Consider the following 22,442-nt stretch of genomic DNA (forward strand, 5'->3'; position numbering starts at 1 on the left):
TTGGTAGGCGCGCCTGATTTTCCGCCTCCTCTCAAGGGGCGCCTGGATGTAGAGCTGTCGGAACTGGTCGGTTGTAACCGAGTTCACTACAACTGGTCGATGGGCTGAACCCGGCCCGCCTGGAGATTCTGAATGGCTTCATTGGCCATCCGCTCCAGCAGATTCTGCGAGTCGGCAAAGAGTGTGCTCCAGCGCTCTTCCGATTCCATTTCCTCTAGGAGGATCGCCGCCAGAGCATCCTGTTCCTCCTCAGGAAGCTGGGCAGCAGTTGCAACCGCGGCCGACAAGGCTTGCGTCATCGCTCCCGCTCCAGGTCAGAGGGCTTGCTCCATTCTGTCAGGCCTAGCTAGCGGTCACCGGAGAGTGGCGGCCCCTGCTCAGAGCGACTGCTCTAGGGCAGCCAGAACTGAATCGGCATCCAGCCCAGGGTCGCCGCCTCGTCGGTGAGCACAGGCCCCACCAGCACCGGCTGGGGAAGCTCCTCCATGAACAGCTCGGTGGCCTCCCGCAGGTTGGCCAGGGCCTCTTTCACGGTGTCGCCCTGGCTCACGGTTCCCACCTCCGGGCACTCGGCCACGACTACCTCCTCCTCGCGGTGAAGGATCGCCGTGAGTCGTTGGGCTGTTGCAGTGCTCATCGGCGTTGAGCGACGTGCTTCCAGTCTGGGGCTTTTGCTGAGCGCCAGCCAGCAGCACTGACCACGAGGGGATTGGATCGCCACCGGCCCGGCACACACCCACCTCATTCCCTCGTCCAGTCCTCACGCCGTGTCAAGGATCGGGCCATGCGCCCCTACTGGGCGTCCTTGCCACGGCACTGCGGCCGGCCGTTGGGGGTGGGGTTCTCCGCCGTCCCCCAGATGGCTTCTCCTTTTTCCCCCTCCCGCCGCAAGCAGCAAGCCAAGGCCCTCAGCCGCTCGGCCCTCAAGGCCCGCAATGCCTTGGTGCTGGAGCACCTGCCCCTCGCTGATGCCATCGCTTCCGCTGCTGCCCGGCGCCTGTTCCCACTGGTGGAGCGGGATGATCTGATCCAGGTGGCCCGTGAGGCCCTGGTCCGCTCCGCTCCCCGTTGCCGCGCGGGCGAGCCAGCGGCGCCCTATTTGCGCCGCTGCATCAGCGGTGCCCTGCAGCATCACCTGCGCGATCGGGTCCGCCTGGTGCGTGTGCCCAGGCAGGTTCACGAAGCAGGTGATTGCCCCCTGGGCCACAGCAGCCTCGATGCCCAGGCCGATGGCGAGCCCTTCCTGCTCGATCAGCTGGCCGCCCCCGGTGACAACGCCATCCCTCTGATGCTCGCCACCGCCTGCGCCGAAGTGCTGCACGGTGAGGTGGAAACCGAGATCGTGCAGGCCTCCCGCGTGTTCCACACCGGTGCCAAGGCGATGGAGCGCCTGCTGCTTCGGCCCCAGTTCGATGGCCCCGTCACCCCTGGCACCGCCTACGCCCTGGTCGATGACGTCACCTGCCTTGGGGGCACCCTGGCGGAACTGGCCGACTACATCCAGGCCGCTGGTGGCAAAGTGGCTGCGGTCATTACGCTGGTGAACGCAGGCAGGCTCAAGCCCCTCAAGCCTGAACCGCTGGTCACCCGCCGTTTGCGCGAGAGGTTCCCCGATGCCATCCAACACACCTTCGGCATCGACCCCGGTGCCCTCACAGCCAACGAAGCCAGTTACCTCAGTGGTTTCCGAACGGCTGACGGCCTCCGAAATCGCGCAGCTAAGGCAGCAGAAGAGAACGATCTCCGCCTACGCGCAAAGGGTTTTCAGCTTGAGGCTCCGTCAACGCCCCTGAACCAGGAGGGCGAAGGCTGATGACCTCCCCCCGCACCCTGCTGGCCGCGCTGATCGACAAGCTCCGTGGCTGCAACGTCCATGGCGATGCCGAGGAGGCGCCGGCTGCGATCCTCTGGACAGACCCAAAAGGCGAGTGGAAACCGCTGATCCCCCTGTTGCGGCAGCAGCTGCCTGAGCTGCTCTGCCTGGGGGACTACGACCCAGAGCATCGGCTGGGTCCTGCTTTGTGGCTGCGTTGCCTGGTGGACCGGAGCCTGCCCGCTCCCGATGCCGCAGCCGACAGAGTCCCTGTGGTCTATCTGCCAGGCGTCAGCCGCCAGGAACTACGGGCCGGTGAGGGCTGCCCCTGGGCCCTGGAGCCGCTGATCGAGTTGATGTTCCGCGGCAGCCTCTGGTTGCAGCGCAACGGGCGCGACTGGACTCTCGCCGCCTTCCTCGCTTCCGGCGATGCCCTGGGTCTCGACCTGGCCAACGATCAGACCACCAAAGCCGCACTCAGTCGTGCGCTCAGTGAGCTGGCCGTCGTGCCGCTGGAGCAGTTGCGGGGCAAAAAGCTGGAGGCGGACGACTTCGATGCCCTCCTGGCTGACGACCCCATCCGCGACCTGCTGCAGTGGATGGCGGATCCCCCGGCCTTCCAGCTGCGCTGTGGTGAGGAACGCTGGAGCGCACTCACCTCCATCTGAAAGAAAGACCTCAAGCTCGATCCTGGCAAGGACGGCGAGCTCACTGCCGCGGAACGGTTGGCCAAGGGCGAAGGCAACTGGGGCAAGGTCTGGCAGCGCTTCTCGGAGACTCCAGCCGCCTTCCCAGGGCTCCCCGAGCTGCTGCGCCGGGTGGAGCCCGCTCAGATGGGCCTGGCTGTTGGGGCTCACGACCTTTCCCGCTGGCCTTCCCACAACGCCGCCTGTGAAGACCAGGTGCTCACTGCCTTGCAGGGCCTGGCTGGCAAGTCCCATGCCGAGGCGTGCCGCTGTGTGCGGGAGCTGGAGGGCCAGCACGGTGAACGGCGCAGCTGGATCTGGGCCCAGCTGGGCCTTTCCCCGATGGCACAAGTGCTCGCACCTCTCGGTCGCCTGGCCCAGCGGGCTGACCATCCCCTGGTGGGGAACACCCCCCAGGAGTTCATCGAGCCTTACACCACCGATGGCTGGGAGGCTGATCTCTCCGCCTGGCAGGCGATGGCCATGGCCCAGACCGCGCAGGAGGAGGTGGTGCGCAAGGCGGTGGCGGCCCTGCTGCGCCCCTGGCTGGATGACAGCGCCAGTCGCTTCCAGAAAGCCGTGGCAAGCAGTGGTCTGCCGACCCCTGCAGAGCAAGGCGCCATCACCGCCGAGCCCGGGGAGGTGCTGCTGTTTGCCGACGGCCTCCGCTACGACGTGGCGCGGCAGCTGCAAAAGGAACTGGAGGTGATGGGCATCACGGGCAGCCTCAGCACGCGCTGGGCCGCTTTGCCCACGGTCACCGCCACAGCCAAGCCCGCCATCACGCCCCTGATCGGCGAGATCCTGGGCCAGGCACTGCCGGAAGACTTCGCCCCAGCGTTCCGCTCCAGCAAGGCCACCAGTGCCGCCGAGATCCGCAAGGCCCTCACAGCTCTTGGCTACACGGTCCTGGGCGACGACGAGTTGAACCTCCCCTCCAGTGCTGAGGCTCGCGGCTGGCTGGAGACCGGCGACCTCGACCACCGCGGCCATCAGCTCCAGAACGACCTGCCGCGCCAGATCCATTCGAAGATCGAACGGCTGGCGCTTCGCATCCAGAAGCTGCTGGATGCCGGTTGGCGTTCCGTGAAGGTCGTCACCGACCACGGCTGGCTGTTCTGCCCCGATGGCCTTCCCACCGCCGAGCTGCCCAAGCAGCTCACCGCCAGCAAGTGGGCCCGCTGCGCCGCCATTAAGGGCGAATCCCAAGTGCCGGTGCCCACCGCCGCCTGGAGCTGGAACCCCAGCGAACAGTTCGCCACCCCCAACGGCGCCGCCTGCTTCAACACCGGCAGCACGAACTCCTATGCCCACGGCGGCATCAGCCTGCAGGAGTGCCTCACTCCTGTACTGGTCGTTTCCGGTGGAGCGAGCAACGCGCCGGCTGCGGCCATCACCGAGATCAGTTGGAAGGGCATGCGCTGCAATCTGGAGGTCAGCGGAGCCACCACTGGCGTGAAGGCCGACCTCCGCCGCGATGCCGCCGGCGGCCCCTCGGTGGCCACCACCGCCAAACCCATCGACGATGGCGCTGCCCGGTTGCTGGTCGAGGATGACGAGCTGGAAGGTGCAGCGGTGGTGGCGGTGCTGTTGAGCCCTGATGGCCGGGTGATCGCCCAACGCCGCACCGTGGTTGGAGGAGAAGCGTGAATAGCAAAATCCGGCCTAGTGTGGTCGCATCGGCGGAGTCAGGCATGGCAGATGTGGTCGCAAGTCAGGTGTCGGTGAGGGATCTCAAAACCCACCTCTCCGAATGGCTGGCCCGTGCCCAGTCCGGTGAGGTGGTGGAAGTCACCTCCCATCGCAAACCCATCGCCCGCATCACCGCTGTGAAGCCAGCGGACTCAGGGATAACCAGCCCGCTGCAAAAAGCGATTGATGCGGGCCTGATCAGCTGGAATGGTCAGAAGCCCAACTTGCCCCCTCCCGTGAAGTTGCGGGGGCAAGGGAAGTTGCTCAGCGACATCGTGATTGAGGATCGGGGTTGAGCTGGTGATCCTTTTCTGTGACACCAGCGCGCTGATGAAGTTGCTGGTTGACGAAGCCCAATCAGATCAGATGAAGCAGGTCAGCAGCACTGTTGATGCCATCGGGGTCTGCCGGATCAGCTGGGCCGAAACAATGGCTGCCCTTGCTCGCCTCCAGCGGGAAGACCCGGTCTGCAACGAAGATCTCGAACAGGCCCGGCAGCACCTGATCCAATCCTGGAAGACCTTCACCATTGTGGAAGTCAGCCAGCCATTGGTGGAAACGGCTGGGCGCTTTGCCGACGTCTTTGCCCTTCGCGGATACGACAGCGTGCAGCTCGCCGCTGCCCATGAACTGCACGTCAACTCCGAACAACCTGTCACCTTCGCCTGCTACGACCGTCGACTGAATCAGGCCGCCCAGCTCCTCCAGCTGGAGGTGTTGCCATGACCGCTTCACCAGCCAACACCAGTGAGATGGACCATCTCGACCAGCTCGGTGCCAAGGCCTTTGATGGCTTTATGGCGCAGCCCGGGCCAGATTGGCCGATGCCAGCCTCGAGGCCCCTGAGTTGATCGATGCCGAGCTGCTCTCGGTGTTGCGGCGGCTCGTGCTGGCAGATCAGTTACCCGAAAAGCACGTGCTGCAGGCCCTGGCCACGGCCCAGCAAATCGGCTTGCGGCGCCATCCCAGCCGCCATCTCTGGCCACGGGCCTGGGACCTGCGCACCAACCTCAGCGCCTACGACGCGCTCTATGTGGCCCTGGCCGAGCAGCTGGGCGCCACGCCGCTCACGGCCGATAGCCGGGCCGCCCGAGCACCGGGCCTGCGCTGCAGCGTGGAGGTGTTGACGCCATGAACGTTGTTCTGGACGTTGCCTTTGCGCAGGAGATCGGCGACGTGCTTTATCGCCTCCAACCCTGGACGAGCTGCGCCGGTCCACACACCTCGTCAAGGATCGGGCCATGTGCCCGCTTAGACTGGTCATCCAACTAGTCAATGGTTGAGGCCTCAATGACGGTCTGGCCTGTTCAGCACGCCAAAGCGCGTTTCAGCGAGCTGCTCGACACCTGTCAGCGTGAGGGGCCCCAGGTGGTGTCGCGGCGGGGCTGTGAAGCCGCCGTGCTTGTGCCCATTGATGAGTGGCGTCGTCTCCAGGCAGCTGCACGGCCCAGCCTGAAAGATCTGTTGCTGAGCCCAGGCGCCCGCAGCGAGATGTTGGTGCCGCCCCGGGGCCAGGCCCGTCGGCGCTCTGTGCCAGCCCTGTAGTCCTGTGGCGTTTCTGCTGGACACCAACGTGGTTTCGGAGCTGCGCAAGCCGCACCCCCATGGCGCTGTGCTCGCCTGGCTCCACAGCGTCCACGACGCTGACCTCCATCTAGCCAGCGTGACCCTTGGCGAGATCCAGGCAGGCATCGAACTCACCCGCGAACAGGACCCTGCCAAGGCCGCCGAGATCGAGCAGTGGCTCGTTCAGGTGAGCTGCACTTACAACATCCTGCCGATGGATGGAGCGGCTTTTCGCTGCTGGGCCCAGCTCATGCATCGGCAATCCGACACCCTCTACGAGGACGCCATGATCGCTGCGATTGCCAGGGTTCATCAGCTCACGGTCGTCACACGCAACGAGGCTGATTTCAGCCGATTTGGCGTGGTGCTGATCAATCCATTCACCACTCGGGGGCGTGAGGCCTGAGCAGGTTCTGAGCCTGCGGCAGAAGCATCTCGGGCCAGGGTTCCTACCTCCGTGGGGTTGATGCGCACCAACATCGTTGACCTGAGCCTTGGCCCGATCAGGTCGTCGTCGCAGAAGCGTTCAGACCCGTGGAGTAGCCCGCATCATGCGTGTTGCAAACCTGGTCCCAGAACGTGAAGTAGAGCCCAAAGTGCACCGACGGGCGGTGGTGGTGCAGGGCGTGGTGCGCCGGCCCGATCACCCAGCGGCCCAGCCAGTGGTGGGGGAATCGGCGTGGCAGGTACTCAAGATCGAGGTGGTTCACAATTGCCCACACGGTCATGGTGCTGAGCACAGCCAGCAGGGTGATCAAGTGCAGGGAAATCAGCATCACAACCAACACCAGAAACAACTACTGCACTAAGGCTTCTGGAGGATCGAACGCAAAGGATGTCCAGGGTGTGGGCCGGCGGGAGCGGTGGTGCCCCCGGTGAAACAGGGCATACAGAACTGGGTGATGGAATAGGCGGTGAGTGAAGTAAAATGCTGCGTCCTGCAAGATGAGCACTGTGAGATAACTCACGCCCAGATACCACCAGGTGTTGGGCTCGACATCCGCGTAGAGCCGCGTCATGCCATGGGCTTGCAGCCCCAGCACCGCAGCAGCGGCAAGGGCGAACACCGCTGCCGAGAGCACTGACAAGCGGATGTCATGGTGGATTCCGTCTCGGATCCTCCGGTTCTGAAGATCCGACGATGCAGATTTGACACGGGAACGGCAGACACGAACCAGGTACCAACACCCTCCGGCAGCAAGGAAATAGCGAGCCAGGATGATCAGAAAAAACACAAGGCTGTCACCCCCGAAGGAATGCTCTGCCCATGTCCACCCGAACCCATCAAAAGCGGGGTGATCCTGAAGCGGTGGCTGGATGATTCCGATGCCGATATCGTTCGCTACGTTCTGAAATTTCAGGCTAGAGAGAAACAGGACCCCAAAGCTGCCGCAGTGATGCGGCATGTGTGGATCTGCCACCAAACCAACCACAGCTACACGCCAAGGTGTGGCAGGCAACTGGAGAGCGCCGCGACCGGACCCATGCTCCGTTTTCTGCTCAACGTCCTCTGTTTGTGCCGGGGGGCCTTGTGATGGGCCTGGGCCAGGGGCTGCTTTGTGACGATCATCGGCATCCCCTTTGGGATCCAGCACATCAAGTTGGCGCTGATCGCCCTGGCACCGATCGGGATGCAGGTGGTTCCGGGGCGCCGCTGAATGAACAGGGCCTTAAGAACTGGTCGGCCAGCGCCACGGGTTCACCGCTGCGGCTGCCACCCACCGACATGGGCAGTGGCTTCAATGGCATTGATGCCTACTGGTATCAGGACACAGCCAATTACGTGCGGCTGCAGCTGCCCTCAGGTCACAACGGCATCCTGATCGCTGGTGATGGGCAGCAGACGTTCAGCAAGATCCCCCTCTGCGGGACCGCTCCAACAGCCGACAACCACCTCGCCAATAAGGCCTACGTCGACAGCAAGACGGCTGCTGGCACCTACCTGCCGTTGGCCGGCGGAACGATGACGGGTGGCATCACCCTGCCCACCACGATTGCCAGCTTCTCGTACGGCAGCACGGGCTACAACTAGTTCGGTGGCAGTGGTGGCGTTGCCCTGCGCAGCAACACCACCAACCTGTGGACGACGACCTCAGCGAATACCACCTTCAATCAGACGATCGTTGCCCAGCCCACGGGTGGCGTGCAGATGGGTTCGGGTGGTTCCTTCCTGAAACGCGGCAGCAGCTCCACAAAGATTGCCGCCACGGGAATGATCGAACTGCCTGCTGATGCACCAGCGGCAGGGGAGGTGATCCGCAAGGACTACGCCGACAGCACCTACGCCACCAAGGTGGCGATGAGCGACGTCTTTGACGAACCGGCCGCCCTCAAGAGCGAAGTGGCTTCCCTCAAGGCTGCGGGGCGTGCTCTAGCCAGCCGACTGCCCCAGCCAGTCCCCGAGCCCGCTCGAGCCACAGAGCCAGGCCGGGCACGGCAGTATGTAACGAAGTTGTTACATGGCTCTCATGACTGTCGGGGAAGTCTTTCTGGAGTCCCTCTCCAGCGGCGTGATCACGGAACGAGAGATCTCCTGGGTTGCTTCCCAGCAGGGTGCCTTTGCCCGCCACGAGGAAGCCCTGGCGCTTCGGTTGGGTCGCTTGGTCGACGAGGGGCAGATCAACCTTGGCTGCCGCCTGCCTAGTCGTCTTGTCCAGCACAAGCTTGTGCTCAACGAATGGATCGAACCGCTGGGCCGGCGCCGCGGCATAGCAGCCGTCTGCGCCTGATACCGCAGCGGCTCGTATGACGCAAGACAACACACTGCAGTACTGGCAGAACATGCGCATCGCCATGGAAGCTGCCGGCGCAACCTCAAGTGCCATTTACAAACGCGCCGTGGCGATCACCCAGGGGCTGCCAGATCCCCTCGCAGCTCAGGATTCAGCTGAGGGCTAGCTGCTAGTCCCTCTCTGAATATTGGGGTTTCACCGCGTTGCTTTGGTGCAGCGGCCAACCTATGCCACCTGTTGCTCATCGCCCACGGATACTGGATGTCCCACCAGTTCAGAAGACTCACAAGCGGTGATCCAGCTACGCAGCAGCGGGTAGCGCTGAACCATCGCGGCATATTCAGCTGATTGACGGTAGGAGGCTTCCAGAAGCCGGTAGTCAAGGTCCGACTGCATGGACTGCTGCTCTCCGGAAACCAGCTCTGCTGTTAGCGCGAGATGCCTGCGGCCTGGTTGATTAGATGTCATGGAGATCAAACGGGCGCCAAGGGCTGTGGCAAGGCGCTCTGCAACAAGAGTGCCGGAGCCGGCTTGCCGTTGCTGCTCCTGTCAGTGGGAGCAGACAGAAGGCGTCACTGGTAGCCGGACGAACGACAGCGGAGCACCCCCTTGCGCCGCATGTTCACAACCTGTTACATTGGCGTTAACACTTCGTCGCAACCATGACTGAGTCCGCTTCTCGCTTCGGGTTTGTCGCTTTCGCTGAAACCTGGAATGGCCGTTTGGCAATGCTTGGTTTTGTGATCGGTCTTGGCACCGAGCTCCTGACAGGTCAGGGCATCCTTTCCCAAATTGGCCTGGGTTGAACGCCATGCAAACCGACTACACCGCTGCAATTTCGGTCGTTGCCCTGATCACCGCCGTGCTCTCGGCAATGACGATCTACGTGCTGAGCCGTCCTACGGACCTGGCTAAGAGGGTTGGATGATTTCTGCAATCACAGTTCTCCTTATCGGTGCCTGGATTGTTGGTGCTCTCAACCAGCCGGACCTAGCCGATTGAGCTTTTAGCTCTTGTTTGTTCAGCTTTCCAGCAATTGTTCCGCCACCCAAAGCCATGACCAACACTCCTTCTAACGACCAGACGCTCGATACCAGCGCCGAACAGCTGACCCTCATGGAGCAGCTCAAGCAAGTTGAACTGTTTAACGGCCGTGCAGCCATGCTTGGGATCGTCATCGGAGTCGTGGTGGAAGGCCTCACCGGTTTTGGTATTGCCCATCAGATCGGCCTTGGCGCCTTGGTTGATGGCTATGCCGCCTGCCGCACCCAATTCCTGCCTTTCTGCTTCTGAGCACCTTCAGGCTTTTGTTTTCTGACCCCTAGGTAATGCCTGGGGGTTTTTTTGGCGCCAATGGATTAACCGGCGTCCTCTTGCACCACCTGCTGGCCGGCTAGACGGACCAGCGCAGGGCTGCTCGAGCTTTTGCTGCTCTTCTTCCAACTGGATTAGCCACCAGGCTGCTGGATAGGCGGTTTTGATCAGCGCATCTAGAGGTGTGGCAGTGGGCACGGGCCTTTGCGAAATGCTCGAGCCGGAGCGAGGGGCTGGAGCAGGCAGGCTGCTACTTCCAGCTCGCAAGCGAGCAGAAGGGGCAATGGAACCCGACCAGGCGCGCATAGCGCAGGGGCTGCTCTTGCCAGACTTCCTATGAGCAGATCAGATCCCAACAGCAGGCGATTGGCTGTTGCTGCGAGAAGAGACTGAGCTGCCACGTTCGAGTTTCACAACCAATCAACAGTGCTCGCCATCCATGGCTTCATGTGCCGGATGCCGAGGCCAGAAGGCGCGCAAGCCACTGGTGAAACAAAGTGTCGCGGTTCAGCAGCAAAGGCGAATCGATCAACCACCAGGCGATCAGTGCCTCCAAGACGTATCGATGGAATCCGGTGGCACGGCCTACTGATCTAAGGACTGATTAGCAAGAAAGTATTTGATCATCTGTTCCATGCCCTTCTGCGTACGGCCATGGGGCATCAGACCTTGCTCGGCCCAGGCCCGATCAAGCTCTTGGCGCAGCTCCTCGGAAATCCAGCAGGACAGCATGACCTTGCCTTCCCGTGTGGAGGTGCAGTGGCGTTGAGGCGCGGACATGGGTACCAGATGTGCACATGTACACATCGTGCCTCAGCAAGGGAGCTGCGCCGTCGACATGGCCCGCGCCGATCGAGCAGAATGAGAACCGTTCTCGCTGATGGTGGTCCATGGTCCAGCAGGTCATCCAGGTCCCCGTCACCGTGCTCACCGGCTTCCTCGGCGCAGGCAAGACCACCCTGCTCAACCACATCCTCAGCAACCAGCAGGGGCTGCGCAGTGCCGTGCTGGTCAATGAATTCGGCGAGGTGGGGATCGACAACGAGCTCGTGGTGGCAACCAGTGATCAGATGGTGGAGCTCAGCAACGGCTGCATCTGCTGCTCGATCAATGGGGAGCTGCAGGAGGCGGTGCATCGGGTGCTCGAGCGACCCGAGCCACTGGATCTGATCGTGGTGGAAACCACCGGTCTGGCCGATCCGCTTCCCGTGGCCATGACTTTCATGGCCGGGGACCTGCGCGATCGGCTGAGGCTCGATTCGATCATCACCCTGATCGATGCAGAACACTTCAGCGCCACGGCCCTCGAGAGCCCGATCGCTCGCGCCCAGGTGGTGTATGGCGACATCCTTTTGCTCAACAAAGCCGACCTAGTGGATGAGGAACGGCTGAAAGAAGTTGAGGCCGAGCTGCGGGCAATCAAAACCGACGCTCGCATCCTGCGGGCCAGTCGTGGTGATGTTCCCCTGGGCCTGCTGCTGAGCGTGGGGCTGTTCGAAACCGATCGCCTGGCGGCGCTGAAGGCCACCGAGGACGCGCGCGAGGACGACCACGAGCATCACCACGAGCCTCACGATCACGCCCATCACCATCACCACGCCCATACGCCGGAGTTGGAGGGTTTCAGCTCCGTATCCCTGGCGGTAGATGCGCCGTTTGATCTGCGCCGCTTCCAGCACTTCCTCGACAACCAACTGCCCGACACGGTGTTCCGCGCCAAAGGGGTGCTCTGGTTCCGCGAAAGCGAGCGGCGCCACCTGTTTCATCTCTGCGGCAAGCGCTTCACGATCGATGACTCCGTCTGGCCCGATGGCTCAGAGCGCCACACCAAAGTGGTGGTGATCGGCAAGGGCATTGACCAGGCAACGCTTAAGGCCCAGCTCGAGGCCTGCGTAGCGCTGCCATGAGCCAGACCCTGCTGATCTCCGGACCGCCTGGCTGCGGTAAAACCAGCTGGATCCTGAACCGGCTCCAGAACCATCGAGGCCCATGCGGGTATCTGCGGCTGGCCGGCTACCCCGACGAAGGGCTCGCCCAGGCGCCTGACGGCGGTATCGATCTGGCCTACCTGCAGGACCAGTGCCCGAGGCTGCTGGATCTGACCGATCTCGATCAGGCCCTGGCACCAAGGCCGGAGCACCTTCTGGCGCTGATTGAACTGCCCCAGTTCCAGCCGCCGGCGGAATCGGGTCTTGGTGGGGTGGACCGGCGCGTGATTCCCCAACTGGAGGCCTTGCATCTCAGGCCCGACGAGCATTTGCACTTCGGGAGAGACACCGCCTTACCCCGCCAGGACACCCTGGATTTCAGCAGTTTGCAGGCCTGGCAAAGGAACCTCGCTGGGAGTGTGTGGGATCCGGCCAGCCTGAGCAGTTTTTGGTTTGAACTGGTGAACGGCGCCTATGGCGATGTGTACCGCGCCAAGGCCCTGATGAACCTGCCCGATGGCCGGGCCTTTTTCTGCAACTGGATGGTGAGCCAGGAGGGCTCCCAGTTTCTGCCCTTGCAGACGATCGCCCCGCCTGACTGCCGCCCGGAGCGACTGTCGCGCCTCGTTGTGCAGGGCAAGGATCTCGATCCCGGCGCCATCGAGCGAACCCTCGCCGACTGCCTGCTCAGCGAGGCCCTGCCCCATCCATCCCCTGCCGCCTGATCGCCATGGCCCATGCCGTGATCTCCTGCCTGCACGCCAACCACGCCGCCCTGGAGGCCGTGCTCGCCGACATCGACCAACAGGGCATCGACACCATCACCTGCCTGGGCGATCTGGTGGGCTACGGCCCCCAGCCCAATGAGGTGGTGGAGCTAATTCGTCAGCGCGCCATTCCCACCTGCCAGGGCTGCTGGGATGAGGACATCATCGAAGGCCTCAACGCCTGCGACTGCAGCTACCCCTCCCAGCTGGCGGAACGGCGAGGCCATCTGGCCCATCAGTGGACGGCCGAGCAGCTGAGCGAGGAGAACAAGGCCTTCCTCGCCAGCCTGCCGATGTCCTTGCGACGCGATCGGCTGCTGTTCGTCCATGGCAGTCCCAACAGTCAGCACGAATATCTGCTGCCCAACATGGATGCCTTCGCGGCGCTGGAGCGGGTCGAAACCGCCGGAGCCGACACCTTGTTCTGTGGTCATACCCATCATCCCTATGTGAGGGAGCTGCGGGATGGATCGATCAGGGTGCGCGTGCAGGAAGGTGTAGCCAGCGGCGGCCCATCCGTAGAAAGAGAAATCAATTTGCCGGTGCGCCGCATCATCAACGCCGGCTCGGTGGGTGAGCCGCGCCATGGCAACACCAACGCCACCTATGTGGTTCACGACGAAGCAACGGACAGCGTGGAGATCCGGGAGGTGACCTACGACGTGGAGCGCACCTGCCGGGCCATCGTCGAATCCGGCCTTCCGGCGATCTTCGCGTGGCGCCTGCGCCATGGCTTCGAGTACGCCGAGCGGGCCGATGACGCCAGCCACGTGTGTGAGCGCTGATGGCACGCTGGGCCCTGATCAGTGGTTTGCGCGGTGATCTGGAGGTCTATGAGGCCATCCAGGAAGAACTGCGGCAGACCCGGCGGGTGGACACCCTGTTTGTGCTGGGGGATGTGATCGGTCCGGCGCGTAATTGCGATGCCCTGCTGAGCCGGTTGCAGCAGCCGCGTCGTGGCGAGCTGCAGCCGCAGTGCCTATTTGGCTGGTGGGAGGACCAGCTGCTGGCCGAACGGGGATACCGGGGCGGGCGGCGAGCCGATGCCCTGCGCCTCAGCCAGGGGGAGACGGCCGTGGATGCCCTGCTCCAGGCCGTGGATCCCGGCCACATGGGCTGGCTGGCGGAGCTGCAGTTCGGCTTCATCGAGCTCGACTGCGCCCTGCTGCATGCCAGCTCGGCCACCGTGGAAGACAGCCTGGGCCCGGACAGCTCACCGCTGTTGTTGCTTGATCGGCTCACCCGCATGGAGGTGAACCGGCTGTTCACGGCGCGCAGCGGCCAGCAGTTCAGCATCGAACTCACTGGCGGCGGCATTGAGTCGCAGGTGCGGGATCTGGAGGGCCAACGGCACCAGCAGCAGAGCGTTCCCAAGCGCCAGGTGATCGGCATCGGGGCTGGCGTCAACTACACCATCTACGACCCCGGCACTGATCGCTTTGACTTTCTTACCGCCGGCAGCAGGTCCCAGGAGCGGGCACGGGGGTTCGCGTGACGGCACGGCTCAGCGTGATTCTGGGCAGGCAGTTGCTGGCCCACGCCTGACTCAGAACCGGAAAGTCACCCCCGTGCCGATGTGGTGCTGCCAGCCACGGCCCCAACCATCGCCCCCTTGGCTGCTGTAGATCGGCTTCCAGTGGGCGAACAAGACTGTGCCGGGACTCACAGGCACTTCCAGTGCCAACTCACCACCCCAGTCGGTGCGGCTGGAAAGGCCTGAGTAGCTGCCGGGGCTATAGAAACGCGGCCCCCCAGTAAGGGTCACATTGAGCTTGTCAACATTGAATCCAAATCCCAGCCATGGGTCTGTGTAGTTGCCAATGTAGGTGCCATCAGATTCCCAGCCCGTACGATTTTCCAGGGATAGAAAAAAGCCATCGGCAATGGTTTCGAGGCCATCGCCCAGGGCAAAATTCACATCGCCATCCCCCAGGGCCCACACCACGCCAACCCCCACCTCATTCTTGAGCCCCTTGACATCTTCCCCCTGGTTGCGGGTGACGTAATAAGGCTTCCATTCGGCCATGAATGAGAGACGATCGTTCGGGGCATAGCGGGCCTGCAGCTGCCCCTTGATGTCGACGCGCTGGAAAGGGGCACCGCCATGGCCCTCAGCTACATCGTGGTCGTCGTGGTCATGGTCGTCGTCGCCAGCATGGTCGTCGTGCTCGTCGTGGTCATGGTCGTCGTCGCCAGCATGGTCGTCGTGGTCATCGTGTTGATGCACCCGGCCATAGAAATGTTCAGCTTCCCCCCACACAAAGGCCGGGCCGATCATGGCTTCGATGGCAAAACTGCCCCGATTGGGCAGCCCCCACTCCATCACCACACCAATCAGGCCATCGATGGCGTAGTGGCGGGGACGATCCTCCAGGTTGTTATCCAGGCCGGCATGGCCCTCGATGGTGAGCACCGGGGCCATTAGAAACTCGCCGGGGGCAAGCTCAGCGCCGCCGGCGGCGCCATGGGCCCGCACCGGAGCGGGCAAGGCGCAGGCCAGGGCAATCCCAGCTGGGGCCAGCAGAAAAAGCGGCAGAGCCAACGGGGATGGGCGAAACAAAGGCATGGCTGATGCAGGCAAAACTGGGGTGTTGGAGGCTGGGGTGCCTGGCGCGGTGGGGACTGATGCGGCGACCCGGGTCAGCGGATGGCAGCCCAGCGCTGGGCGAGCTGGTCGGCAGCGGCGCGATCGCAACGCCCGCCCTGGCCATTTACAAAGGTGCAGACATTGCCCGTGGCGGTCTGCACGGTGGAGCGCCCTGGCGCCAGGCCATCGGCCACCAGGGGGGTGGGATTCACCGGCACCCCGCTACTGCGACTAACCCGCCGCAGGGTTTTCGACACCGGCGATGATTCGGCGAACAGCTGACGGGTGCCCGATTCCTGGATTGCCTTGGTCATCGCGGCGAGAGTGGCGGGCCGCAGCGCGCCAGCAGTTGTGTAGGCATCCAGCAGGGGCAATTCCCGGATGCCGTAACGCCGCGCAAAGCTGCTGAATGCACGGTGTTCAGTAACCAGAACTCGTGTGGACTCAGGCACGGTGCGGATCTGAGCACCTGTCCAGTTGCCAAGCCCATCCAACACAGCGCGAGCAGCTTGGCTGCGCTGCCGCACGCCCGAAGCTGCGCTACTTGGCAATAGTGCGATCAAACGCTCTTCCACCACTGACACCATGGCGGCGACCTGGCTGCTGTTGTGCCATACGTGCGGATCACGGCCGGGGCTTTCCGGCACAGCCAGCTCCGCCACCGCCACCCGCGAAGCCGAGATCTTCACCCGTTGCAGGGCAGGGGTAAGTCCATAGCCATTGACCAGCACCAACTTGGCCTCGGCCAGGGCCTGACGATCCCGGGGGCGCAGGACCGCCTGATGGGGATCGGCGCCGGCCGGGATCAGGCAGAGCACCTTGACCTGCTCGGCAGCGAGGGTGCTGGTGAGGTCACACAGCACACCATCAGCGGCTACCACCATCGGAGCCGGGGCAGCAGCGGCAGGGGGCAGGCAAGCAAGCAGGGTGACGAGAGCCGACGCCGGCGCACCCAGCAGCCCCGGGCGACACACCCGACTGACAAAAACCACGGACATCAGCACCCTGCAGCACAATGAGAATGATAACGATTCTCATTCATTGCCAGGCACAATGGGTGCCACATGGGGCACTGGCCCCGCTGTTTCTTGGCTCCGCCCGTGGATGCGCCCTTACTTCAGGCTCGCCAGCTCGCCTTTGGCTACGCCAAAACCGCCGTTCTGCGGTCCATCAACCTGGATGTCACGAACGGTTCATGCACCCTGATACGGGGTGACAACGGGGCCGGCAAATCAACCCTGCTGCAGCTGCTGCAAGGCAAATTGCAGCCCACCGCAGGCTGGGTGCGCCTATGCGGCCGCCCCCTTAAAGGCCAGCGGAGGCGACTGGCCCTGGTGCCCCAGGCCCCAAGCCTGCGCTGGCACTACCCAATCACCCTGGCCGGCTTGGTGGGCCTGGGCTGCGGCGGCCACCCCCAACGCAGCCACACCGCCCTGGAGCAGGTGGGTCTGGCCGCCTTGGCCAAAGCCCCGATCGCAAGCCTCTCGGGCGGCCAGCGACAACGGGCCCTGATCGCCCGCGCCCTGGCCCGTCAGGCGGCCGTGCTGCTGCTCGATGAACCCTTTGCCTGCCTTGACAACCGCAGCCGCGAGCAGCTCGGCGCCCTGATCCAGGCGCTGGCGGCTGATGGAACGGCGGTGGTTCTTACCGCCCACGGGGATCTACCAAGCAGCCTGGAGCAGGTGCCGCAAATGCACCTAGAGCACGGCCAGCTGGGGCCTGGGGATCGGCAATGAACGTGTTGATGGAGCCCTGGTGGCTGATTCCCTTCCTCCTGGCCGGGCTGTGTGGCCTGGTGTGCCCCCTGCTGGGCACGCTGTTGGTGGTGCAGCAACGAGTGCTCACCACGAATCTAATGGCCTACGCCGTATTGCCCGGCGTCGTGATAGCCAAGGCCCTTGGCTTGCCGGAGCTGCTGGGTGGCATGAGCGGGGCCATCGGTGCGGTGCTCCTGGCCGAGCTGCTGATGGCGGGCCGCCCCTCCGGCAGCGGCCAGGCGGAGGCCGTGCTCAACACCGTGTTGGCCGCCAGCCTCGGACTGGGGGTGCTCCTGGTCCAGGGCCTGGAATTGCCGGTGGATCTCGATGGCCTGCTGTTCGGCGATCTGCTGGTGGCAGGCCCCGCAGACCTGCTGCGCCTGCTAGCGGCCCTGGCCCTACTCCTACTGGTGCTGCGGCTGCGCTTCCACCAGCTGCAGTGGCTGGGGCTAGACCCGGAGGGCGCCGCTGACATCGAACTGCCGCTGCGCGGCCTGCGGCTGCTGATGGCCGCTCTCACGGCCCTGGTCGTAGTCAGTGCCACCGCCGCCGTGGGCCTAGCCCTGGTGATGGCGCTGATCTGCGCCCCTTCTCTGGCAGTTCTTTCACGCGCCGAGAGCTTGGCTCAGGCCCTACGCCTGGTAGCCGGGCTGGGCGTGGGGGTAGGCGTCACCGGCTGCGGCCTAGCGCTGGGATTCAACCTGCCTCCCGGGCCCCTGATGGCTTGCTTCTGCTTGCCACTGCTGTGGCTGAAGCCAGCACCCCGCTCCTGGGACTGAGCTGGCTCACCAGCAGCGCCGCCAGAAAGCCCAGGAATTGCACGATCACCACACACGGACCGGAGGGCAGGTTGGTGAGGCCGGAGCCCAGTAGGCCAAGCAAGGCACAGCCACCGCCCAAGGTGGCTGAGGCGAGGGCATAGAGCGGGAAGTGGCGGCTCACGAGCCGCCCCCCGCAGGCCGGAATCACCACAAAGGCGCTGATTAACAGCACCCCCACCGCCTTGATTGACACCGCCACCACTACCGCCAGCAGCACGATGAAGATCAGGCGGTGACGGTTGGCTCCCACCCCGAAGGCTCCGGCGAGATCGCTGTTGAGGGTGAGCAGCACCTGGGCCCGCAGGCTCAAGGCGAGATAGAGCAAGGCACCGAGCAACAGCACCGCGATCACCGTCAGATCGCTCCAGCTGATGCCGAGGATGTCGCCGAACAGCAACTGCTGGATGCCGCCGCGATAGGCCTCCACCAGGCTCAGCGCCACCACCGCAAAGGCCAGAGAGGTGGAATACACGATGTTCAGCAGGGCGTCTGCCGGTAGGCCGCTGCGGGCCACCAGCTGGTTCACCAGCAGGGCGAACACCACCGCGAAAGGGATCAGCACCAAGGTGGGATTGACCCCCAGCAGGATTCCCAGGCTGATGCCCAGCAGGGCGGAATGACCGAGGGCATCGCTAAAGAACGAGAGCTGACGCAGCACCGCGAAACTGCCCAATAGCCCACCTAGGGCGCCGGTAAGCAAGCCGCCGAGCAGAGCCCGCTGCATGAACGGCTGGCCAACAATCTCCAGCAATCCTGCGGCATCAACCATGGCCAGCAATCCCGGCATGGTTATGGCGGTAAGGCACCACATTGGGGCCATAGAGCTCGGCCAACCGCGCTGGGCTGAGGGCATGGTCGGGGGCACCGCTGCAACGCAGGCGCCGATTTAGGCACAACACCTGATCACAGCTGCGGCGCACCATCTCCAGATCGTGCGACACCTGCAGCACGGTCCAGCCTTCCTGGCGACGCAGGTCCAGCAGCAGCTCCTGGAACTGCTCGCTGCTGGGGGCATCGAGACCGGCCTGCGCCTCATCGAGCACCAGCAGCTGACGGGGCCGCACCACACAGAAGGCCAGCAACACTCGCTTGAGCTGGCCACCGGAGAGCTCGCTGAGCCGGCGATCCTCCAGGTCCTGGCAGCCGGTGCGCTCCAGGGCACGGAGCATGGCCTTGGTTCGGCGCTTGTTGCCCAGCCAGGCCAAGCTCAGGCCTGGTTGATCAAAGCCAAAGCCCACGAATTCGCCCACCGTGAGGGGGAAGCGGCCCTGCAATGCCAGGCTCTGGGGCAAGTAAGCGATCTGGGCACGCACCGAACGGGGCAATTCACCCGCCGGACCCAGCGCATGGCCAAGGATCTCCACGTTGCCTGAGGCCCTGGGAAGCAGACCCAACAAAGCAGCTACCAGGCTGCTCTTGCCGGCACCGTTGGGACCCACCAGGGCCGTGTCAGTTTCGCGGGCGAGCTGAAAGCTCACCTGCTCCACAGCCAGCTGCTCGCCACGGCGAACACTCAGGCCATCAACCGACAGCACTGGGGCGTTGTCTGTCATTGGCCGAAGGCTTGGCGCAGATCAGTCACGTTGTGGCGCATCAGCTTCAGATAGGTCGAGGGATCGCGCGAGGCATCCTCCGTGGCTGTCTCCATCGGATCAAACACCACCACCTTCACCCCTAGATCCTTAGCCAAGGCATTAAAGGAGCGGTTGCCTTCCTGGGGTTCGCTCAGCAGGGCCTTGAGCTGGCTGGTCTTCACCGCGGCCGCCACCCGCTGGAGATCAGCCGGTGCTGGATTGAGCTCGGGCACATCCACCAGGTAATCAGCTTTGAGCCCATAGCGCTGGGCGAAGTAGGGGGCGAAGTCGTGGAAAGCCACAAACGTTTTGCCCCGATAGGGCTCAAGTTGGCTGGCGATGTCGCTGTTGAGCTGCTTCAGCTCGGCGGTGTATGCCGCTGCGTTGCGCTTGTAACCCTCAGCGCAACTGGGGTCGGCCTTCACCAGACCGTCGCGGATCGTCTCCACCTGCTGCACCGCCCGCAAGGGATCCAGCCAGATGTGGGGATTCACAGCGCCGTGAGCATGGCCATGCCCATGGTTGTGCTCCTCGCCTTGGGCGGCGTCATGGTGATCCGTTTCCAGCGTGGCGACGCCGCTGCTGGAATCGATCACCTGCAGCTGTGAATTGCCGGCGGAGGCCACGAGCTTGTCGAGGAAGCTCTCCATCTCCAAGCCGTTTTTCACCAGCACCCTGGCCTGGCGCAGGGCGCTCAGGTCTCCGGGCTTGGCCTGGAAATCGTGGGGGCCAGTGCTGGGCGGGATCAGGGCGGTGACCGTGGCGCAATCCCCAGCCACTGCACGGGTGAACAGGGTGATCGGCAGGAAGGTGGTGACCACCGGCAGCTTGGCGCCGCTGGAGGAACTCTCAGCCTTCTGCTGGGGCGCTCCGCAGGCCGCCAGAAGCAGCGAGAGAGTGATCGCCCCTGCGCGGGTCAACAGAACGTGGATGGGCGCCATCGGTAGATAAGACGGAGACAGGAGGCAACCAGGGCGACAGCGGGCCGCCAAGGATGAGAACCATTCTCACTCTAGCGGTGATCGGCGGGCCTGCCACAGCAGTTCGCGCCATGGGATACCGCGTGCGCCCAGGCTGTCCTGCAGGGCATCCAACAGCGCCAGGGCGCAGGCCAGGTCATCCGTCCCTGGTGGCCGCTGCCATTGCTGAGCAAGCGCTTCAGTTGCCTGATGCAGCTTCGCTAGCGGCTCCTGAACGGGGCTGGCGACCAGATCCAGCAGGCGCTGGTGCGCACGATCACTGAGGGCATCCGCCGGTGGAGCGAGTGCCGCCGGACCACCTCCTGTTGGGGTGGCACCGGTCTCGTAGAAGCAACCCCTCGCCCCGGTATGGCAGGCCACATCGCCAACCTGCTCGACGCTCAGCAGGAGGGCGTCGGCATCGCAGTCGTAGCGAAACCCCCGCAGCAGCTGGAGGTGACCACTGGTGGCTCCCTTGTGCCACAACTCCTGGCGCGAGCGACTCCAGTAGTGCACCTGGCCGGTCTCAAACGTTGCTAGCAGCGAGGCCCGGTTCATCCACGCGAGCATCAGCACCGCACCATCGAGCCAGTCCTGGGCGATGGCAGGGATCAAGCCATCGCTGTTGAAACGCAGGTGGTGGATGCAGGCGACGGGCCACTGATCACTCGCGTTCATGGCCTGGCCTCCTCGCCTGGATCGAGGGGCCACAGCACCCAACCACCCTCGTCTCCGCCAGCGGCCAGGGCCTGGCCATCGAATCGCCAGGCCACGCTGGTGAGCGGCTGGCCATCGAGTTCGAGCACCTGCAGCAGGGAGCCGGCTTCGCTCCAGAGAGCCGCGGTGCCATCCCGTGAAGCCGTGACGATCGGGGCCTCGACAGGACCACAGGCCAGCGCCGCGATCCGATCCAGATGAAAGGGCAGCAGCACGGCGTTCCAGTCCTCCAGGTCATCTCCATGACCAGACCACAGGACGGCGGCTTCTGCGGCCGCCACAAGCAGCACGTTCTGCCCGTTGGGCCATCGCCCCAGCGCCAGGGCGTGGATCTTGCCGGGAAGGTCACCGACGCCAAGCATGGGTTGCTGCAGATCTCGCCACAGCACCAGGCGCCGATCCACGAGGCCCGCCGCCAGCCAAGGCGGATCCACGCCCCACACCAGCTGCAGCACGGCCGAGCCCGTTGCCAGCTGCTGGGGCCGTGGTGTACGCGCTGATCCCAGTGGCAGGCTCCAGATCCACACGCCCTGGCCGGTGCCCACCGCTAATTGGTCGCCCGCAGGGCTCCAGCTCAGGGCCATCACCGCGCCTCCCGGGCTGCACAGCGGCGGCAACCAGACCTTGTCCTCGCTGTGCCAGATCCAGAGTTCTGATCCCCTAGCCACGGCCAACAGGGGGCCAGCCGGCTGCCAGGCCAGCTGATCGATCCAGCCCCCGACTGCCGGCACGGTGACCTGCAGCGGCACCTCACCGTCCAGGCACCAAAGCGAAAGCGCGCCAGATTCGCCGCCCGCGGCAAGCCAGCGGCCACAGCTGGAGAACCCCAGGGCGTCAAAGCCCTGAGCAGCAGTTTCACCGGCTTCGTGCAGGGGCCAATCCACGCCAGCGGTGAAATCAACGAGGATGAAGTCTCCAGATGAGCTGGCGACAGCCAATTGGGCTGCCCGGGGTCTCCAGGCCAAGCCAGTGACGCAGCCCTGAATAGTGCCGCGAAGCTGCTGGCTCACCGGCCCCTTGGTCGTCGGCTCCGCCAGACCTGAGCATTCAGTCATCACGGCTCATCGTGCTGTGCTCCAGCAATTGATTCAGCTGCCAGCGACGCGCGTCGTGGGGATCGGGGGCCAGTTCGCCGACCAGCTCTCGGGCCAGGTGCTCGACCATCGGCGGCCACTCCACCTGGCCGGTGCGCTCGAGCAGAACCTCCACCGAGAGCAGCCACGCCTGCAGCACCCGCAGATCGCTCAGAACCTGCTGCCGGCCGATGATCCGCCGCTCCAGAGAGGGTGGCTCGCTGGCCAGTTGCTGCACAACGGCCGTCGTCAGGCTTTGCATCGCCTGGATGCAGGCCCAGAGCTGCTCCTGCTGCCCCCTCAGGCTGCCCCGGCGGCGCAGCAACCCATCGTGGAGCCGATCGAACCGTGCCTGCTCTTCAGCTGAGGGTTCCTGCTCCCAGGGGTCCTGCTCAGCAAAGTCCCGCCCATCCAAGGTCATCAGATCAGCAATGGGTCAGACCCTCGTCGCAGGGG

General features: G+C 64.2%; 28 protein-coding genes and 4 pseudogenes. 19 read left to right on the forward strand and 13 right to left on the reverse strand.

Annotated elements, in window-relative coordinates; translation table 11 throughout:
- Positions 1 to 86 precede the first annotated feature (86 nt).
- Entirely contained in the window at positions 87 to 299 is a 213-nt protein-coding gene (locus tag KBY65_RS06155) for a hypothetical protein (protein ID WP_255000883.1), read from the reverse strand.
- Between the two features lie 92 nt (positions 300 to 391).
- Positions 392 to 637, reverse strand: a complete 246-nt coding sequence (locus tag KBY65_RS06160; RefSeq protein WP_255000884.1) for a type II toxin-antitoxin system HicB family antitoxin — start codon at positions 635 to 637, stop codon at positions 392 to 394.
- Positions 638 to 859: 222 nt separating this feature from the next.
- On the opposite strand from KBY65_RS06160, the gene KBY65_RS06165 reads away from it, so the two are divergent.
- From KBY65_RS06165 to KBY65_RS06200, 8 genes and pseudogenes are all read left to right on the forward strand, one after another.
- Positions 860 to 1,813 (forward strand): sigma factor, encoded by a 954-nt coding sequence (locus KBY65_RS06165; RefSeq protein WP_255000886.1) that lies wholly within the window; start codon positions 860 to 862, stop codon positions 1,811 to 1,813.
- Positions 1,813 to 2,481 (forward strand): hypothetical protein, encoded by a 669-nt coding sequence (locus KBY65_RS06170; protein WP_255000887.1) that lies wholly within the window; start codon positions 1,813 to 1,815, stop codon positions 2,479 to 2,481. Before KBY65_RS06165 ends, KBY65_RS06170 begins: the two co-directional genes overlap by 1 nt.
- A 12-nt stretch (positions 2,482 to 2,493) precedes the next feature.
- Positions 2,494 to 4,149 (forward strand): annotated as a pseudogene (gene pglZ / locus KBY65_RS06175) (BREX-1 system phosphatase PglZ type B); the annotation flags it as partial.
- Positions 4,150 to 4,193: 44 nt separating this feature from the next.
- On the forward strand, positions 4,194 to 4,487 hold the full coding sequence (locus KBY65_RS06180) for a type II toxin-antitoxin system Phd/YefM family antitoxin (protein ID WP_233128587.1): 294 nt from the start codon (positions 4,194 to 4,196) through the stop codon (positions 4,485 to 4,487).
- 70 nt (positions 4,488 to 4,557) lie between these two features.
- Positions 4,558 to 4,917 carry a type II toxin-antitoxin system VapC family toxin gene (locus KBY65_RS06185; protein WP_255000992.1) on the forward strand — a complete coding sequence of 120 codons (360 nt, stop codon included), beginning with the start codon at positions 4,558 to 4,560 and terminating at the stop codon, positions 4,915 to 4,917.
- Positions 4,918 to 5,005: 88 nt separating this feature from the next.
- Positions 5,006 to 5,326 (forward strand): annotated as a pseudogene (locus tag KBY65_RS06190) (type II toxin-antitoxin system VapC family toxin); the annotation flags it as partial.
- A gap of 155 nt (positions 5,327 to 5,481) precedes the next feature.
- Complete coding sequence (locus KBY65_RS06195; RefSeq protein WP_094560377.1) at positions 5,482 to 5,736, forward strand: type II toxin-antitoxin system Phd/YefM family antitoxin; 255 nt, start codon at positions 5,482 to 5,484, stop codon at positions 5,734 to 5,736.
- Between the two features lie 4 nt (positions 5,737 to 5,740).
- Positions 5,741 to 6,163, forward strand: a complete 423-nt coding sequence (locus tag KBY65_RS06200; protein WP_254988930.1) for a type II toxin-antitoxin system VapC family toxin — start codon at positions 5,741 to 5,743, stop codon at positions 6,161 to 6,163.
- A gap of 97 nt (positions 6,164 to 6,260) precedes the next feature.
- Here KBY65_RS06200 and KBY65_RS13930 read toward each other — a convergent pair.
- A pseudogene (locus tag KBY65_RS13930) lies at positions 6,261 to 7,163 on the reverse strand (sterol desaturase family protein).
- 138 nt (positions 7,164 to 7,301) lie between these two features.
- Between KBY65_RS13930 and KBY65_RS06210 the strand changes: the two are divergent.
- From KBY65_RS06210 to KBY65_RS06220, 3 genes and pseudogenes are all read left to right on the forward strand, one after another.
- Positions 7,302 to 7,415, forward strand: a pseudogene (locus tag KBY65_RS06210) (YccF domain-containing protein); the annotation flags it as partial.
- A gap of 810 nt (positions 7,416 to 8,225) precedes the next feature.
- Positions 8,226 to 8,486 carry a hypothetical protein gene (locus tag KBY65_RS06215; RefSeq protein WP_094560470.1) on the forward strand — a complete coding sequence of 87 codons (261 nt, stop codon included), beginning with the start codon at positions 8,226 to 8,228 and terminating at the stop codon, positions 8,484 to 8,486.
- Between the two features lie 16 nt (positions 8,487 to 8,502).
- On the forward strand, positions 8,503 to 8,655 hold the full coding sequence (locus KBY65_RS06220; RefSeq protein ID WP_255000891.1) for a hypothetical protein: 153 nt from the start codon (positions 8,503 to 8,505) through the stop codon (positions 8,653 to 8,655).
- 59 nt (positions 8,656 to 8,714) lie between these two features.
- On the opposite strand, the gene KBY65_RS06225 is transcribed toward KBY65_RS06220, so the two are convergent.
- Positions 8,715 to 8,957 carry a hypothetical protein gene (locus KBY65_RS06225; RefSeq protein WP_255000892.1) on the reverse strand — a complete coding sequence of 81 codons (243 nt, stop codon included), beginning with the start codon at positions 8,955 to 8,957 and terminating at the stop codon, positions 8,715 to 8,717.
- Positions 8,958 to 9,151: 194 nt separating this feature from the next.
- On the opposite strand from KBY65_RS06225, the gene KBY65_RS06230 reads away from it, so the two are divergent.
- Positions 9,152 to 9,295, forward strand: coding sequence for a chlorophyll a/b-binding protein (locus KBY65_RS06230; RefSeq protein ID WP_094560385.1), 144 nt, complete (start codon positions 9,152 to 9,154; stop codon positions 9,293 to 9,295).
- Positions 9,296 to 9,545: 250 nt separating this feature from the next.
- Positions 9,546 to 9,782, forward strand: a complete 237-nt coding sequence (locus KBY65_RS06235) for a chlorophyll a/b-binding protein (protein ID WP_255000894.1) — start codon at positions 9,546 to 9,548, stop codon at positions 9,780 to 9,782.
- A gap of 606 nt (positions 9,783 to 10,388) precedes the next feature.
- On the opposite strand, the gene KBY65_RS06240 is transcribed toward KBY65_RS06235, so the two are convergent.
- Positions 10,389 to 10,583, reverse strand: a complete 195-nt coding sequence (locus KBY65_RS06240) for a hypothetical protein (RefSeq protein WP_094560389.1) — start codon at positions 10,581 to 10,583, stop codon at positions 10,389 to 10,391.
- Positions 10,584 to 10,693: 110 nt separating this feature from the next.
- Between KBY65_RS06240 and KBY65_RS06245 the strand changes: the two genes are divergently transcribed.
- From KBY65_RS06245 to KBY65_RS06260, 4 genes are read left to right on the forward strand one after another with little or no spacing between them, the layout of a single operon-like run.
- Positions 10,694 to 11,710, forward strand: a complete 1,017-nt coding sequence (locus tag KBY65_RS06245) for a CobW family GTP-binding protein (RefSeq protein ID WP_094560391.1) — start codon at positions 10,694 to 10,696, stop codon at positions 11,708 to 11,710.
- Entirely contained in the window at positions 11,707 to 12,456 is a 750-nt protein-coding gene (locus tag KBY65_RS06250; RefSeq protein ID WP_255000896.1) for a GTP-binding protein, read from the forward strand. The genes KBY65_RS06245 and KBY65_RS06250 overlap by 4 nt, the downstream gene beginning before the upstream one ends.
- 5 nt (positions 12,457 to 12,461) lie before the next feature.
- Positions 12,462 to 13,283 (forward strand): metallophosphoesterase family protein, encoded by an 822-nt coding sequence (locus tag KBY65_RS06255; protein ID WP_094560395.1) that lies wholly within the window; start codon positions 12,462 to 12,464, stop codon positions 13,281 to 13,283.
- The gene (locus KBY65_RS06260; RefSeq protein WP_094560397.1) at positions 13,283 to 13,993 is read left to right on the forward strand and encodes a phosphoesterase; all 711 of its coding nucleotides are present in this window, start codon (positions 13,283 to 13,285) and stop codon (positions 13,991 to 13,993) included. Before KBY65_RS06255 ends, KBY65_RS06260 begins: the two co-directional genes overlap by 1 nt.
- Before the next feature lie 51 nt (positions 13,994 to 14,044).
- On the opposite strand, the gene KBY65_RS06265 is transcribed toward KBY65_RS06260, so the two are convergent.
- Entirely contained in the window at positions 14,045 to 14,920 is an 876-nt protein-coding gene (locus KBY65_RS06265; RefSeq protein WP_255000993.1) for a hypothetical protein, read from the reverse strand.
- A 218-nt stretch (positions 14,921 to 15,138) separates the two neighbouring features.
- A complete protein-coding gene (locus KBY65_RS06270) occupies positions 15,139 to 16,083 on the reverse strand; it encodes a metal ABC transporter solute-binding protein, Zn/Mn family (RefSeq protein WP_094560472.1) in 945 nt (314 codons plus the stop codon).
- A gap of 90 nt (positions 16,084 to 16,173) precedes the next feature.
- On the opposite strand from KBY65_RS06270, the gene KBY65_RS06275 reads away from it, so the two are divergent.
- Positions 16,174 to 16,821 (forward strand): metal ABC transporter ATP-binding protein, encoded by a 648-nt coding sequence (locus tag KBY65_RS06275; protein WP_158217053.1) that lies wholly within the window; start codon positions 16,174 to 16,176, stop codon positions 16,819 to 16,821.
- Positions 16,822 to 16,829: 8 nt separating this feature from the next.
- Complete coding sequence (locus tag KBY65_RS06280) at positions 16,830 to 17,621, forward strand: metal ABC transporter permease (protein ID WP_255000898.1); 792 nt, start codon at positions 16,830 to 16,832, stop codon at positions 17,619 to 17,621.
- Here KBY65_RS06280 and KBY65_RS06285 read toward each other — a convergent pair.
- The 6 genes from KBY65_RS06285 to KBY65_RS06310 form a co-directional block, all read right to left on the reverse strand.
- Complete coding sequence (locus tag KBY65_RS06285) at positions 17,539 to 18,432, reverse strand: metal ABC transporter permease (RefSeq protein WP_233128589.1); 894 nt, start codon at positions 18,430 to 18,432, stop codon at positions 17,539 to 17,541. The genes KBY65_RS06280 and KBY65_RS06285 overlap by 83 nt on opposite strands.
- Complete coding sequence (locus KBY65_RS06290; RefSeq protein ID WP_094560405.1) at positions 18,425 to 19,216, reverse strand: metal ABC transporter ATP-binding protein; 792 nt, start codon at positions 19,214 to 19,216, stop codon at positions 18,425 to 18,427. The genes KBY65_RS06285 and KBY65_RS06290 overlap by 8 nt, the downstream gene beginning before the upstream one ends.
- Positions 19,213 to 20,178 (reverse strand): metal ABC transporter solute-binding protein, Zn/Mn family, encoded by a 966-nt coding sequence (locus KBY65_RS06295; RefSeq protein ID WP_094560407.1) that lies wholly within the window; start codon positions 20,176 to 20,178, stop codon positions 19,213 to 19,215. Before KBY65_RS06295 ends, KBY65_RS06290 begins: the two co-directional genes overlap by 4 nt.
- Positions 20,179 to 20,244: 66 nt before the next feature.
- Entirely contained in the window at positions 20,245 to 20,874 is a 630-nt protein-coding gene (gene hisI, locus KBY65_RS06300) for a phosphoribosyl-AMP cyclohydrolase (protein WP_255000901.1), read from the reverse strand.
- Entirely contained in the window at positions 20,871 to 21,968 is a 1,098-nt protein-coding gene (locus KBY65_RS06305; RefSeq protein ID WP_255000904.1) for a WD40 repeat domain-containing protein, read from the reverse strand. Before KBY65_RS06305 ends, hisI begins: the two co-directional genes overlap by 4 nt.
- Complete coding sequence (locus KBY65_RS06310) at positions 21,961 to 22,407, reverse strand: hypothetical protein (protein WP_094560413.1); 447 nt, start codon at positions 22,405 to 22,407, stop codon at positions 21,961 to 21,963. The genes KBY65_RS06305 and KBY65_RS06310 overlap by 8 nt, the downstream gene beginning before the upstream one ends.
- Positions 22,408 to 22,442: the final 35 nt, after the last annotated feature.

It is taken from the genome of Cyanobium sp. Alchichica 3B3-8F6, assembly GCF_024346435.1.
Classification (GTDB): domain Bacteria; phylum Cyanobacteriota; class Cyanobacteriia; order PCC-6307; family Cyanobiaceae; genus Cyanobium_A.